We start from the raw sequence: 14,833 nt of genomic DNA, 5'->3' as shown, positions 1-14,833 counted from the left end.
TCAATCAATTTAAGTAAAAATCGATGTTGCAACTATACCTATGGTATTAATACTAACTTAAACTAAAATTATTAATGTTCAAAATCTATAAAACTACATAAAAATTAACCACAAACTTATTATTAATATTTTCTTACACACAGCAATCGTATTCATTTAAATACGTTTATCCTGCATATTCTTATTGTTTAGAGTGAAATTGATTATATTTAAATTAATGGAAACTCGAAGCAATACCTATGAACACTAACATACCTACATAATTATTACTTAAAAAAGCCTGAAAATATCTTATTCGTTTTCTTTTATTAATTAATATTTGTTGCCACATAAATAATATGATGACTCCAAATAATGAAAAAAAATAAAATACTACAGTAAATCTCTCCTTCCATCCAATAATTCCCAATATAAATACAATACATAACTGCAATATTCCTATTAAAAATTTATCCATGTCACCAAACAATACAGCAGATGACTTTATTCCAACATATATATCATCTTCCCGATCTATCATAGCATATTGCGTATCATATACTATTGTCCATACAGTATTCATTAGAAATAATAACCAAGCAGTACTATTTATGGGATTATTAATTGCAGTAAACGCCATTAAAATAGGCCAACTAAACAATAATCCTAACATTACTTGGGGAAAATAAATATATCTTTTAAGATACGGATATATCCAAGATAATATTAGGGCTACTACAGATAAAAAGATAGTAATAAAATTCAAACTTAAAACCAATATGAATGCAATAAAAAGAAGTATCGATAACGCCACTAATGCCTCTTTTTTCCTGATCATTCCAGATGGTAAAGGACGCGTTTTAGTACGTTGAACATGACCATCGATATCGTAATCAACATAATCATTGATTATACAACCTGCAGAGCGCATACACAGTGCTCCGGCAACAAACACTATCAAAACAACTTTATCAGGGATACCTTTGTGTGATAACCACAGCCCCCATAAAGTAGGCCATAGTAATAGAAAAAACCCAATAGGTTGATTAATGCGCATTAACTGTGCTAAATTATAGCACTTTTTGATAAAAAAAAGCCTGTTTGACATAAAATTAGTAAATAATATAATCGTTATAACTTTTACCGATAATACTATCAATGATAGATATCATCATCATAGTATATAGAATGGCATTGCGGATATTTATTTCGTTTGTATTTCATGAAATAACTACGTATTACTGTAATTGTATCCATTGCCAATTTGTTAAACCAATAAATATTGTGCCCTACAATAGGAAGCAGACATGAAATATTTTTATAAAAAACATGATCATACAATAGCAAAATATATCATATATGCACATGATCATCATAAAAAAATATAATTTTCTTTTTCTCTACATAGATTCTCTTAGATAATACGAATTTTATCATTTTAATAATGGCGTATTTCTTATGTCACATTTTCTCTTTAACTTAGAAATACACATCAGCATTATGTTGATTCTGGCATTGATTCTCGTATTTGTTTATGAAGCTATTAATGGTTTTCATGATACTGCTAATTCTGTAGTCACTGTAATTTACACCTGCGCGTTACGTTCTCATAGCGCAGTGTTAATGTCGGGAATATTTAATTTTTTAGGCGTAACATTGAGCGGTTTAAGTGTTGCATATACAATTATCCACTTACTTCCCACACATTTTTTTATGAATACCAATGCTAACCATATTTTAGCTATGATTTTTTCTACATTATTTGCAGCAATACTATGGAATCTTGGAACGTGGTATTTCAGGTTACCTACTTCTAGTTCTCATACTTTAATTGGAACATTAATTGGGATCGGATTAGTGCACGCAATTATTACGCATTGTCCAATGATGCAAGGATTGAATATTCCAAAATTAATTAATATTTTTTTATCACTAATAATATCACCAATAATAGGTTTGACACTAGCTAGAATAATTATGTTAATATTATGTAGATACTGGAATAACAACAAAAAACATAAAAACATTCATATTACTCCAACTCAACAAACGCAACAATATGGAAGACCCCAACCATCATTATGGACTCGTATTATATTAATTTTATCTGCAGCTGGAGTTAGTTTTTCTCATGGAGCAAACGATGGGCAAAAAGGAATTGGACTCATTATGTTACTGTTAATAGGAGTAGCTCCAGCGAACTTCATGCTGAATATGCATGCTAGCAGTCATGAAATAGCCCGTACTCGAAATGCCGTTAACAATTTTTATGAATATTATACTCAAAACTATAACAATTTTAAAACTATCATACCATCAGAAATCACATCTATGCCTATATCATTAGCATTAAATCAACTAAAAGTTATCGTTCCTTCCATTAAAGACTCTACGCAATTTTTTATAAATAACAATAACGTAACATATTTTAATAAATGTCTATCTACTTCAGAAACAGAGATACAACTAAGAAAAATTTTTCATGATTTGTCACTAACTCTTACTATTATTAATAACGCTTTATTACTACTTGAAAATTTAGATAATTATGCGCAATTAAACATAGATCAACGCTCCCAAATGAGACAATTACTCATATATATAGTAGATATTTTAGACCAAATCATAGTACTTCCAGAAACTTCATATAAAAACAAAAATTTTCTTAAACATTTAAAAGAACATTTGCTGCACACAATTGAATACGCACCGACCTGGATTATTTTAGCTGTTGCATTGTCATTATCTCTGGGAACGATCATTGGATGGAAACGAGTTGCTACCACTATTGGTGAAAAAATAGGAAAAAAAGAGATGACTTACGCACAAGGTTTATCAGCTCAATTAACCACAGCTATTTCCATAGGTACGGCAAGTTATGCTGGTATGCCTGTTTCCACAACTCATGTGTTATCCTCATCCATTACGGGAAGTATGCTAATTCGGGGATGGGGAGTACAAGGGAAAACAATAAAAAATATATTAATAACTTGGTCATTAACTGTACCTGTTTCTATCGTGCTCAGCGGGAGTTTTTATTGGGCTATACTACGGTTATTACATAAATATATTCAAATATAAAAAATAAAACATAAATAAAAAATTAAATCAACAAACTTGTAATATTGTTCTATATTTTTATTAAAAAGAAAGTTCTTCATTTCAAATGATATTTTTAAAATGAAGAATTTTGTAAGCATTAAAAAATAATACTTATTACCATTTCGATTTATTAATTAACACTTTTATTTATAGATAACACGATTATCCAGATTTCTTTACACATGACTATCAAAATATCTAGCATGAAAACTAATATGAAAAAATCTTCAATATCAGTATATCGATAATCCTTTTAATAAATAATTCAAAAAATACACATATTATTTTAAAAAATAAAAACCTCACATTCTTTGTCTATAATAAAAATTAAAAAACATCAATCTATCATTCTTAATTGAAGAATGATTCACATATAAAATAATATTTTTAATAATTTGTGCATATTATATTGGCATGGAATGGTCAACAGAAACAGGGATCCCGTAATACTTTAGCATAGGTTCTACTGTCATAGTTTGTGTACAAAATTTTACCAGACATTTTTTCAAATCGATAGTACCTCCCAACGCAAGGATGTCATTAAGAAATAATTTCCCTATTTTTGAATTAAGAATACCTAATTCTTGAAAACGACACCAAACGTTGGATGCTAACATATCTGCCCATAAATAGCTATAATACCCCGCAGAATAATCATCAGAAAAAGCATGCAGAAAAGAGTTAGGGAAACGATCCCAATCCATTGAAAGATGACACGTTGATACTTGTTTTATTACTTCGTTAAATATTTTTAATGCACTCCTCTTTTCTCCTGGTATATATTCATGATGTATTCGTAAATCAAATAACCCATATATCACTTGACGTAAAAGATAAGATGATGATTGATATGTTTTTGTTTTTAATAAATTATTTATGATATAACCAGGTAGCGGTTCTTTTGTTCGATAATGCATAGAAATTAATTGTAATACATCGGGATCCCAACAAAATTTTTCCATAAGTTGACTAGGTAATTCTAATGCATCCCAAGGTACTCCATTAACTCCAGATATTTCCGGAATATCAATACGTGTCATGATATGATGTAGTACATGGCCAAATTCATGAAACAAAGTCATCACATCATGATGCGTTAACAAACATGATGATTTTTGCTTCTCTGAACAATTAAAGTTACAAGTTAAGTATGCGATAGGTTTTTGGCTAATAGTATCATTTCGATACATCTTACCTACTAACTCATCCATCCAAGCACCCTCACGTTTATCATCTCTAAGATACATATCTAAATAAAATCCTCCCATCCATCTATCTTCTCCATCAAAAATATCAAAAAATCGTACATCAGAATGCCATGTTTCTACATTAGAACGCTCTTTAATAGTAATTCCGTAAATACGATTCACTACTGAAAACATTCCATGAAGTACTGTTTTTTCAGGAAAATAACAACATAGTTCTTCATTTTTAATAGAAAAAAGATATTGTTTCTGTTTCTCTCTATAATATGCAATATCCCATGGATTTAAAGATATACAAGAACTGTTTTTTTTAGAAAAATTTTGTATTTCTAAAAATTCCTTATATTCAGAAGAACGTATCTGGATAGATAAATTCATAAGAAAATTAAATACTTTTTTTGGGCTCTGTACCATTCTTTTTGATAAAGATTTTTCAAAATAAGTTCTAAATCCTAATATTTTTGCTAACTCATAGCGTAATGCAAGAATTTCATCCATTACTAAAGTATTATCCCATTTTCCACTATTAGGTCCTTGGTCAGAAGCACGAGTATTAAAAGCCCAATATAACTCTTCTCTAAGTTCTTTGGTATCACAATACAAAAGAACTGAAGAATAACTAGGGTATTGCAGTGTAAATAACCATCCTTTTTCTCCACGAGCTTGTGCTGCTAAACGAGCAATCTCCAATGCATGATCTGGTATCCCAGATAATAACTTTTTTTCAGTAATTAACTTGCTCCAACCTAGCGTTGCATCAAATACATTATTAGCATAATTTGACCTTAATCGGGACAATCTAGAAGTTATATATGCATATATTTTTTTTTTCTGGGGAGATAAATAAATCCCCGATAACTTAAAATTATGTAAAATATTATTTAATACTTTTTTCTGTATTATGCTCAACTTTTGACCGGAATCTCCACGTTGTAATGATTGATAAGATTTATACAATCCATCATGTTGATTGATCCAATTCCTATATTCAGAAATAAATGACAGACTTTCTTCATAAACCTTACGTAATGCTAAATTATGCTGTACAGAATTTAAATGTGTTATCGGAGACCAAATGCGTTGCAATTCATTTTCTGCAATCATCAACGGATAATATAACGTATCCCAAGTTATACGTTTTTCAGATACAATCTGATCTACCGTATTATAACAATTAGTCAAAATCTTTTGTACAGCTTCTTTTACATGATTTATCTTAATAGAAGAAAATGGAGGGAATATAGAATAATTTAATAGCGGATTATTATCCATATAATAAAACCTAAAAATTAGTAACTATTATGTAGCCAAATTTGAAATCTTCCGTTGTATCGAGTTTATATATCTAAACGGGACACATGTATATCTGATGATATACATTTATTTATTTATTAAATGATCTTGATTACGGTATCATTTCGCATAAAAAATTAAATAAAAATATATTACTACTTTTATATCGGTGAGGAAGGATTTGAACCTTCGACCTATACGTCCCGAACGTATTGCGCTACCAAACTACGCTACTCACCGTACTATAAGTAATAATAATATATAATTGCAATTTAAATACAAATATTTTCGTTCTCATTAACACAATTAATAGCAATAAAATATAAAATTACCAATTCAATCTTATCAATAAGATAAGCCCTGAATATATTATTCAAATTATATTATTTATAATATCAAGTTTCATTAAAAATCAATATATACATAAATATCATTTTAATAACGCAATTATTTTTATACATTTATTAATAAATAATCTACTTGTATACATTATTTATTAATAAATGTATAATTTAAATTGTTCTTAGAATTACTATGCTTTAATATTTACATAACTATGGAGAAATTTTTATTATGAGTTTCATATTACCTTCTTTAACTTATTCATATGATGCTTTAGAGCCATTTCTTGACGAAAAAACTATGAAGATTCATCATACAAAACACCATCAAGCATATATTGATAACGCTAATGCAGCACTAATTGATTTACCTGAATTTTCCAATCTACCTGTCATAGAATTAATAAAAAAATTAAATCATTTACCTAATCACAAAAAAACCATATTACGCAACAATGCCGGAGGACATATCAATCATAGCCTTTTTTGGAAGTATCTTAAAAAGAATACTATACTTCAAGGATCATTAAAAGATGCAATAGAATATAACTTTTCAAGTATCTCTTCTTTTAAAGAGCATTTTGAAAAAACTGCTATCAGTCGTTTTGGATCTGGTTGGGTATGGCTCATAAAACACAATAATATTTTATCTATAGTATCTACTGCCAATCAAGATAACCCATTAATGGGGATAGATATCTCCGGAACAAATGGATATCCAATTCTTGGATTAGATGTGTGGGAACACGCTTATTATTTAAAATATCAAAATCGGCGTTTAGATTATATTAGATCATTTTGGAATGTAGTCAACTGGGATGAAGTATACGCACAATTTAATCAAGTATAAAAATGCTTGTTAATTAACTAAAGTGGTCAGATTTTTTAACATTCATGTAAAACTTATGACCACTTTCTAAATCTCAATCCGTAAGTGTCTTGAGATGTATATTCGTATATTTAAAATTTTAATAAAGAAATATCCGCTACCCTTAAAAATAAATTTTTAACCTTATTTAGCAAGGTTAATCGATTAATTCTTACATCTTCATTTTCATCCATAATTATAACATTATCAAAAAATGCATTTACTGCGCTTGTTATTGTTATAGCAATAGTTAGTGCATCATAATAACGATGGTGCATGCACAATACCTGTAGCCTCTTTTCTATCAAAATCACCTCCATGGCTAAACATATTTCTTCTGGTATTTTTAATAAAAAATGTTGCACATCCTCATTACAAGATATTTTATTTTTTAATAGTATATTAGATATGCGTTTATAAATTAAATTTACCTTAACATTTTCCTCTTTTTGTAATCCAAAAAAATCAGTAACTGCTCGTATTCGGGCATCGATATCTACTACGCTATCAGATTTAACACTTAAAACTGCTTTAATAACATCTAGTTTATAACCTCTCGAGGAATACCAGGAAAGTAAACGATTATACATAAAATGATGAATATCATTAATAACTGTCGTATTAATTAATTGCGAACCATATAATTTTACTGACTTTTGTATTAGATCAAACAAATTTATTGGTAATTTTTTATACATAAGAATACGTAAAATTCCAATTGCAGATCTCTTTAAAGCAAACGGATCTCTATTACCTTTCGGTAACTCTTTCACACCAAATATACCTGATATAGTATCCATTTTATCTGCGATAGATACAGCACAAGAAATATGAGTAGTAGGAAGTGTATCCTTAGAAAAACGTGGTTGATAATGTTCCTTTTGTGCTAATGCTATTTCTTCTGACTCACCATCACGGAGAGCATAATGCATACCGATAGTTCCTTGAGCTGAAGGAAACTCAAATACCATATTGCTCATTAAATCACACTTACACAAATACCCAGCGCGTTTTGTCTGTTCTATATCTATACCTATTTTTTCAGCAATCCATCCAGATAATTCTGCTATACGCCAACTTTTATCACGCAAAGTACCAAGCCTGCTATGAAATAGCACAGAATTTAATTTAGGTATATAATCTTCCAAACGACATTTATTATCTTGCATTAAAAAAAACTCTGCATCCATTAAACGTGGAATTATCACATTTTCATGTCCAGCAATAATTTTCTTATAGTTATCTGAAATCGTATTCGATACGAAAATAAAATACGGTAATAAAACTCCATCGATAACATTATACACCGGAAAATATTTTTGATCGTATTTCATAATATGAAGTATTACTTCGCGTGGTAATACCAAAAATTTATTATTAAATTGGCCAGAAAGAATTACAGGCCATTCAACTAACGAAGTAACCTCTTCTAACAAAATTTTTTCATCCTGAACATCTACAACTCCCCCAAGTTTTCTAGCTTCTTTTTCTATCTCCGAACATATAATATTTTTACGTATATCGTAATCTGCTATTACCCAACCGTTTTTAATCAAAACATCTGGATAATGATCTGCATGTTCAAGAGTAATTTTATCGTCTTCCATACATCTATTGCCATACAATACCCGATCTGTTTTCATTCCAAAAAAATAACCCGGAATAAGATATGTATCTAACAATATAGTCACAGTACGAACAGGTCGAATAAATGGAATATCTATGTCACTCCAACGCATCATTTCATAATTATTTAATTTTTCTAAAGCGGAACTAATAATTTTACACAATAAATATTTTAAATTTTTATGTATTACTATATTTGTATCACATTCCAATGTTCTTTGAACATTATTCACGCACACACCACTTCTAATATTTATATTATTAACTATATGATTGATTTGAGTATCTGTATTGTTAATATATTTATCATATGTGTCACCAGTATCTGATTGATCAACACATGCAATATTAGTATTAAAATCACTTTTTATTATTAAATTAGCCTTGACTGCTAAACGACATGAAGATGCAAACCAATTAACCTTATCGTAAACAAAATTATTTTTTTTAAACCCACTAATAATTTGATAAAAAAAGTCTTTTCCTAATTTTTTTAAAATTTTAGATGGTAACGATTCAGTACCAATCTCTACTAAAAAAGTACATACTTTCATTATAAAATTATCCTTGCATTATATTATAATTTCCTCATACACATAGGAAATCCTAATTTTTTACGAGATGCATAGTAAGCTTCTGCTATCATTTTTGATAATTTGCGAATACGTAAAATATAATTTTTTCTTTCTGTAATGGAAATTACTTTCCTAGCATTTAATAAATTAAAAATATGTATTGCTTTTAAAACTCGTTCATATGCTGGCATAAGCAATGGTCGTGTCATAGTGATTAAATATTTTATCTCATTTTCATATTGACTAAAAATTTTAAATAAAAATTCAATATCCGTATGCTCACAATTATAAATTGATTGTTCCAATTCATTTTGATGAAATAAATCTCCATACGTAACAGGTCCTAATGAACTATAACTCCAAATCAAATCATAAACATGATTTACTCCTTGCAGGAATAAAGATAAGCGTTCCAAACCATAGGTTATTTCTCCAGTAACAGGTCTACATTCTAATCCGCCTATTTGCTGAAAATAAGTAAGTTGTGTTATCTCCATACCATTCAACCAAATTTCCCAACCTAATCCCCATGCTCCAAGCGTAGGGTTTTCCCAATTATCTTCAACAAAAAAAATATCATTTTTTATGTGATTTAATCCAATTTTTTTTAAAGAATCTAAATATAATTGCAGCATATTTTTTGGAGAAGGTTTTATAATTACTTGAAACTGATAATATTGTTGTAATCTATTTGGATTGTAACCATATCGACTATCCATCGGTCGGCGAGATACCTGAACATAAGAGGCAGCGACAGGTTCTGGGCCAATAGCATTAAAAAAAGTCATAGGATGTGAAGTAGCCGCTCCAACTTCTATATCTAATGGTTGAGCTATAATACAACCGCAACCTTCCCAATAACTTTCTAATGCCCGTATTAGTCCTTGAAAAGTTTTTGCATCATTGTTATCGTACATTTTATTTTATCTATTTTAAAGGATCATTGTGGTTCCACATCTATTTACGATAATAACAACTATTCATGAATTATTATTAATAATATTTATAATATAATGAAAACTGAATCTATGTTTATAGAAAATAATTGCTATCATGTAACTAAAAATATTTTAAATTAAAAAATCAGTATGCATTATACATGTATAGAGCATTATAAAATACCAATACTTACATTTTTATATCTATCAAAATAGATATTATTTTTTCTAAACATATATATAATTACGAGATATTTTTAAAATAAATTATTTAAAACATATTGATTCTACATCGGTTTTATAAATATGCTATATAAACGAAGTAAACAATCCACATTCATATGTAATGAACACCATGGTTTTGTCCTTAATATTGATAAGGAATTGCATATTGCAGAAATTCTACATGCATTAGGGTATAACAATGATTTCCCAAGAAACACCAATTATAATAATTTCTTATCTAATAATGTTTATTTTTATAATGATCGTAATACCATTAGGTTTATTTCCTTGTTTTTTTTCTGGATTTTTAACTTATGAAATTATAGTATCTTTTGCGTCTTACTTTGAACGATTTATTGGAATAAATCGTGCTCGAGGGGCTGCAGTAGCATTCATTATTATAAGTATATCTATTGTTATAACTATAGGAATTATTAATTGTACTAATTTTTTCACAGAAGATATTAATAAAATTACTATTTCTATTGAAATTAATAGAATTTTTTCTGATTTTAAAAAAAGACTTCCTGATTTTTTACCCTCTTTTTTACCAAATACTACCGAAGAACTAAAAGATCAAATATTTAATTGGATTGAGTCAAACTTAATTCTTATTCGAAATATGGGGCATACTTTCCTACACGGATTTATTGCTTTACTAGTAGGAGTAGTAGTTGGTGTTTTAGTATCTTGTTCCAAATCTACAAAACAACACACTCATGATACATTTTTTATTACTCAATTATCAGAACGTATATATAATCTTTCTAGGGCGTTTCGTAACATTGTTTTTGCTCAAATTAAAATTTCTTCAGTGAATACATTGTTAACATCTATTATAATTTTTGTTTTACTACCATTAATTGGGCAATCTTTACCATTAGGAAAGACCTTAACTGTCATTACTTTTATTTTTGGTATGTTACCAATTATTGGTAATCTTATTTCCAATATTATGATTACTATTGCAGCTTTATCCATCTCATTAAGTATCGGAGTAATGATGCTCATTTATTTAATATTAATTCATAAGTTAGAATATTTTCTGAATGCCGAAATTATTGGAAATAAAATCAATGCTAACCCTTGGGAATTAATACTTTCAATGCTTTTACTAGAATCAATATTTGGATTAGAAGGCTTAATAGCAGCCCCAATTTTTTATGCTTATCTAAAAAATGAACTACGTTCGAAAAAATTAATCTAATATTTTAGTATAAAACTTATACATATAAGTAACTAATGACTAATTAAACATCGAAAAATTACCAAAAAAAAACCGAGCTCCATATATATACAATTAATAAAGCCCGGCTTGACTATCGCGCACTTTAGCAAATAAATATAACAATAAATTCACCTATTTAATTTCTATACGCCTTGGTTTTAATGTATCTGGTAAAATTCTTTCTAAATGTATATAAAGAATTCCATATTCCAAATTTGCACCTGTTATTTGAATATGTTCAGATAATTGAAATTTTCTTTCAAAATTATGCTCAGTAATGCCTTGATACAAATAATTTTTAGAATTTTGATGAGAATCAATATGTATTCCTTTTACTACTAACATATTATCATGCATTGTAATATCCAACTCACTATTTGTAAAACCGGCTACTACAATAGAAATACAATATTTGTGTTCGCTAACTAATTCAACATTATAAGGTGGATAATTTCCATTATTTTGTCCAATCTCCAAAAAATTCACTAATCTATCAAATCCAATGACAGAGCCATACAACGGAGAAAAATCAAAATTATGCATAATAATACTCCTAATCAAGTGTTTGCTAATTTTTATGAATACAAAAATAAATAAGGTTTAATTACTATATCTTTCACTCTAATATCACCCACTTGTATTATAATACAATTTGCGCCTATAATATCAATACATAATTACATAATAACAATCTATTGACTCACGAAACCATTTTTCTATATAAAATTCATATAAAAAAAATTATCTTTATAATTTAGTAATCTACATTTGTTGCTTTTAACGCGTTCTTTTCAATAAATGCACGTCTTGGTTCAACTAAATCACCCATGAGTGTGGTAAATAAATGATCAGCTTCTATCGCATCTTTTATTGTGACACGCAACATACATCTGTTTTTTGGGTTCATAGTTGTTTCCCATAATTGATCTGGATTCATTTCACCTAATCCTTTATAACGTTGTATTACTAATCCTTTTCTAGATTCTTGCATAAGCCATTCCATTGCTTGATCAAAAGAATGTACCTGTTTACGATATATCCCATATTCTATATATGCGTCTGAAAGAAACAATTCATTCATTTGCATTCCAAAAGATACTAGTTTTTTATATTCATGACTTTTAATAAAATCAATACTTAATACATAATCTATGTTGATTCCATATGTTCGTATCCGTAATATGGGTTCAAAATATTCATTCTCATGATGTTTTAAAATAACAAAATCGTAACTACTGCCATATTCTTCAAAACTACTCAAAGAGTCAACTAAAGATCTCATCCATATTTTAACGCTTTCATAACAATAACATTGTTCCTCAGATAAAACTGAATGATAAATTAATCTATTCAATAGTATCTTGGGAAATTGATGTTCCATACGAACAATAATTTTTTGTATTAAATAATATTCAAAAACTAATTGTTCCAATATTTTTCCTTTCAAAGGAGGCGTATCAGGATTAATGTAAAAACGAGAACTTCCTACTGCTATTGATATTTGATATTTACTCATTGCCTCTTCATCTTTAAGATATCGTTCTTGGCGTCCTTTCTGAACTTTATATAAAGGAGGTTGCGCGATAAATATATGTCCTCTTTCAATAATTTCTGGCATCTGGCGATAAAAAAAAGTCAATAACAAAGTCCGAATATGCGCGCCGTCAACATCTGCATCCGTCATGACTATGATATTGTGGTATCTCAATTTATCTGGATTATATTCATTTGGACCAATGCCACATCCAAGAGCAGTAATTAATGTCATTACTTCTTGAGAAGTCAACATTTTATCGAAACGTGCTTTTTCTACATTCAAGATTTTCCCTTTAAGCGGTAATATTGCTTGATTTTTACGATTTCTACCCTGTTTTGCAGAACCACCAGCAGAATCTCCTTCTACCAAATATAGTTCAGAATAAACTGGATTTTTTTCTTGACAATCAGCTAATTTACCTGGAAGTGTTGAAAACTCTGACAAACCCTTACGACGTGTCAAATCTCTAATTTTTCTCGCTGCTTCTCGAGCACGAGCAGCCCCTATAACTTTATTTATTATATTCTTAGAATCTATTGGGTTTTCTAAAAAAAATTCTATTAACTTTTCATAAACTAATGACTCAACGGCAGTTTTCACCTCTGATGACACCAATTTATCTTTAGTTTGAGAAGAAAATTTTGGATCCGGTATTTTAATAGATAATATAGCAACAAGTCCTTCTCTAGCATCGTCTCCTATGGTTACAACCTTAACTTTTCTATTATATCCTTCTTTATCCATATAAAAATGCATTGTTCTTGTAATAGCAGCTCTTAATCCTGCTAAATGAGTCCCTCCATCCCGTTGAGGGATATTGTTAGTGAAAGAATATATCTTTTCTTGAAAGTTATCGTTCCATTGTAATGCAACCTCTATACTAATTTCCCCCTTATTACCTAAGTAATAAAATATATTAGGATGAATTGGTGTTTTATTGACACTCAAATATTTTACAAAAGCTTTCACTCCACCTGCACAATGAAAATTTTCTTCTTTATTGTTACGACAATCACGCAAAATAATTACGATTCCAGAATTTAAAAATGATAATTCTCTAAAACGTCTAGCTAAAATATCATATTGAAACTCAGTCTTACCCGTAAACGTTTTAAGACTTGGCCAAAATCGCACTATGGTGCCACTATGTTTGCTATCGCCTATAATTTCTAAAGGTGATAACGGTCTTCCTTCACAATAAACCTGTTTGTAGGTTTTAAAATCTCTTTTTATTACTAACTCTAATCTCTCCGACAATGCGTTTACTACTGATACTCCAACACCATGTAATCCTCCTGATACTTTGTAATTACTATTGTCAAATTTACCTCCAGCGTGCAATATAGTCATAATAACTTCAGCCGCAGATACTCCTTCTTCTTCATGTATACCCGTGGGAATACCGCGTCCATCATCCTGAACCGATACTGAATGATCCTGATGAATTATTACTACTATTTTTTTACAATACCCCGAAATAGCTTCATCAATAGCATTATCTACTACCTCAAATACCATGTGGTGCAATCCTGTTCCATCGTCAGTATCTCCAATATACATCCCAGGACGTTTTCGTACTGCATCCAACCCTTTTAAGATCTTAATACTTGAAGAATCATAAGCACTCAACATGATCTTATTCCTGTATAAATACACATATAATATGAACTAATTTTTTCAAAAATACATATAACCAAAGATAACTCCAATCGAACTATTACATTTACCAAATATACACGCATACATGTATACATAATTATTTCTTATGACACAAATATTTATTTTCATAAGAAAAGTATACTGACCTACATTTTTTAATTTTTAAATATATAATCACGTAGATTAATTTATATGTTCTAGTATTATTGTTACTGCGTGCTATCAATTCAATCACATTTGATAACATTAAAATACAT

General features: G+C 29.0%; 9 protein-coding genes and 1 tRNA gene. 3 read left to right on the top strand and 7 right to left on the bottom strand.

What is annotated here, in order from left to right; translation table 11 throughout:
* Nucleotides 1-214: 214 nt before the first annotated feature.
* Nucleotides 215-1,087, bottom strand: a complete 873-nt coding sequence (ubiA, locus tag BPEN_RS00125; RefSeq protein ID WP_011282580.1) for a 4-hydroxybenzoate octaprenyltransferase — start codon at nt 1,085-1,087, stop codon at nt 215-217.
* Nucleotides 1,088-1,437: 350 nt separating this feature from the next.
* Between ubiA and BPEN_RS00120 the strand changes: the two genes are divergently transcribed.
* Nucleotides 1,438-3,060, top strand: a complete 1,623-nt coding sequence (locus tag BPEN_RS00120; protein ID WP_011282579.1) for an inorganic phosphate transporter — start codon at nt 1,438-1,440, stop codon at nt 3,058-3,060.
* A 425-nt stretch (nt 3,061-3,485) separates the two neighbouring features.
* Here the strand turns inward: BPEN_RS00120 and BPEN_RS00115 are convergent, their stop codons facing one another.
* Together BPEN_RS00115 and BPEN_RS00110 are read right to left on the bottom strand one after the other, a co-directional pair.
* The gene (locus BPEN_RS00115) at nt 3,486-5,558 is read right to left on the bottom strand and encodes a M3 family metallopeptidase (protein ID WP_011282578.1); all 2,073 of its coding nucleotides are present in this window, start codon (nt 5,556-5,558) and stop codon (nt 3,486-3,488) included.
* A 187-nt stretch (nt 5,559-5,745) separates the two neighbouring features.
* Nucleotides 5,746-5,819 (bottom strand) — tRNA-Pro (locus tag BPEN_RS00110).
* A 333-nt stretch (nt 5,820-6,152) separates the two neighbouring features.
* On the opposite strand from BPEN_RS00110, the gene BPEN_RS00105 reads away from it, so the two are divergent.
* Nucleotides 6,153-6,770 carry a Fe-Mn family superoxide dismutase gene (locus BPEN_RS00105; RefSeq protein ID WP_011282577.1) on the top strand — a complete coding sequence of 206 codons (618 nt, stop codon included), beginning with the start codon at nt 6,153-6,155 and terminating at the stop codon, nt 6,768-6,770.
* Between the two features lie 110 nt (nt 6,771-6,880).
* Here the strand turns inward: BPEN_RS00105 and glyS are convergent, their stop codons facing one another.
* Both glyS and glyQ read right to left on the bottom strand, forming a co-directional pair.
* Complete coding sequence (gene glyS / locus BPEN_RS00100) at nt 6,881-8,968, bottom strand: glycine--tRNA ligase subunit beta (RefSeq protein WP_011282576.1); 2,088 nt, start codon at nt 8,966-8,968, stop codon at nt 6,881-6,883.
* 23 nt (nt 8,969-8,991) lie between these two features.
* Nucleotides 8,992-9,906: a glycine--tRNA ligase subunit alpha gene (gene glyQ / locus BPEN_RS00095; protein WP_011282575.1), complete on the bottom strand. Its 915-nt coding sequence runs from the start codon at nt 9,904-9,906 to the stop codon at nt 8,992-8,994.
* Nucleotides 9,907-10,351: 445 nt separating this feature from the next.
* On the opposite strand from glyQ, the gene BPEN_RS00090 reads away from it, so the two are divergent.
* Entirely contained in the window at nt 10,352-11,359 is a 1,008-nt protein-coding gene (locus BPEN_RS00090; RefSeq protein WP_011282574.1) for an AI-2E family transporter, read from the top strand.
* A 153-nt stretch (nt 11,360-11,512) separates the two neighbouring features.
* Here the strand turns inward: BPEN_RS00090 and BPEN_RS00085 are convergent, their stop codons facing one another.
* Nucleotides 11,513-11,923, bottom strand: coding sequence for an Hsp20 family protein (locus BPEN_RS00085; protein WP_011282573.1), 411 nt, complete (start codon nt 11,921-11,923; stop codon nt 11,513-11,515).
* A gap of 211 nt (nt 11,924-12,134) precedes the next feature.
* Entirely contained in the window at nt 12,135-14,549 is a 2,415-nt protein-coding gene (gene gyrB, locus BPEN_RS00080; protein WP_011282572.1) for a DNA topoisomerase (ATP-hydrolyzing) subunit B, read from the bottom strand.
* Between the last annotated feature and the right edge of the window lie 284 nt (nt 14,550-14,833).

This window comes from Candidatus Blochmanniella pennsylvanica str. BPEN (genome assembly GCF_000011745.1).
GTDB lineage: Bacteria > Pseudomonadota > Gammaproteobacteria > Enterobacterales > Enterobacteriaceae > Blochmanniella > Blochmanniella pennsylvanica.
This window is presented reverse-complemented; position numbering and strand designations above follow the sequence as displayed.

What these genes read in the sequence shown, in the direction of transcription:
- BPEN_RS00085 (WP_011282573.1), bottom strand. Translation starts at nt 11,923, where the DNA reads ATGCATAATTTTGATTTTTCTCCGTTGTATGGCTCTGTCATTGGATTT.
- gyrB (WP_011282572.1), bottom strand. Translation starts at nt 14,549, where the DNA reads ATGTTGAGTGCTTATGATTCTTCAAGTATTAAGATCTTAAAAGGGTTG.
- BPEN_RS00090 (WP_011282574.1), top strand. Translation starts at nt 10,352, where the DNA reads ATGATTTCCCAAGAAACACCAATTATAATAATTTCTTATCTAATAATG.
- BPEN_RS00105 (WP_011282577.1), top strand. Translation starts at nt 6,153, where the DNA reads ATGAGTTTCATATTACCTTCTTTAACTTATTCATATGATGCTTTAGAG.
- BPEN_RS00115 (WP_011282578.1), bottom strand. Translation starts at nt 5,558, where the DNA reads ATGGATAATAATCCGCTATTAAATTATTCTATATTCCCTCCATTTTCT.
- BPEN_RS00120 (WP_011282579.1), top strand. Translation starts at nt 1,438, where the DNA reads ATGTCACATTTTCTCTTTAACTTAGAAATACACATCAGCATTATGTTG.
- glyS (WP_011282576.1), bottom strand. Translation starts at nt 8,968, where the DNA reads ATGAAAGTATGTACTTTTTTAGTAGAGATTGGTACTGAATCGTTACCA.
- ubiA (WP_011282580.1), bottom strand. Translation starts at nt 1,087, where the DNA reads ATGTCAAACAGGCTTTTTTTTATCAAAAAGTGCTATAATTTAGCACAG.
- glyQ (WP_011282575.1), bottom strand. Translation starts at nt 9,906, where the DNA reads ATGTACGATAACAATGATGCAAAAACTTTTCAAGGACTAATACGGGCA.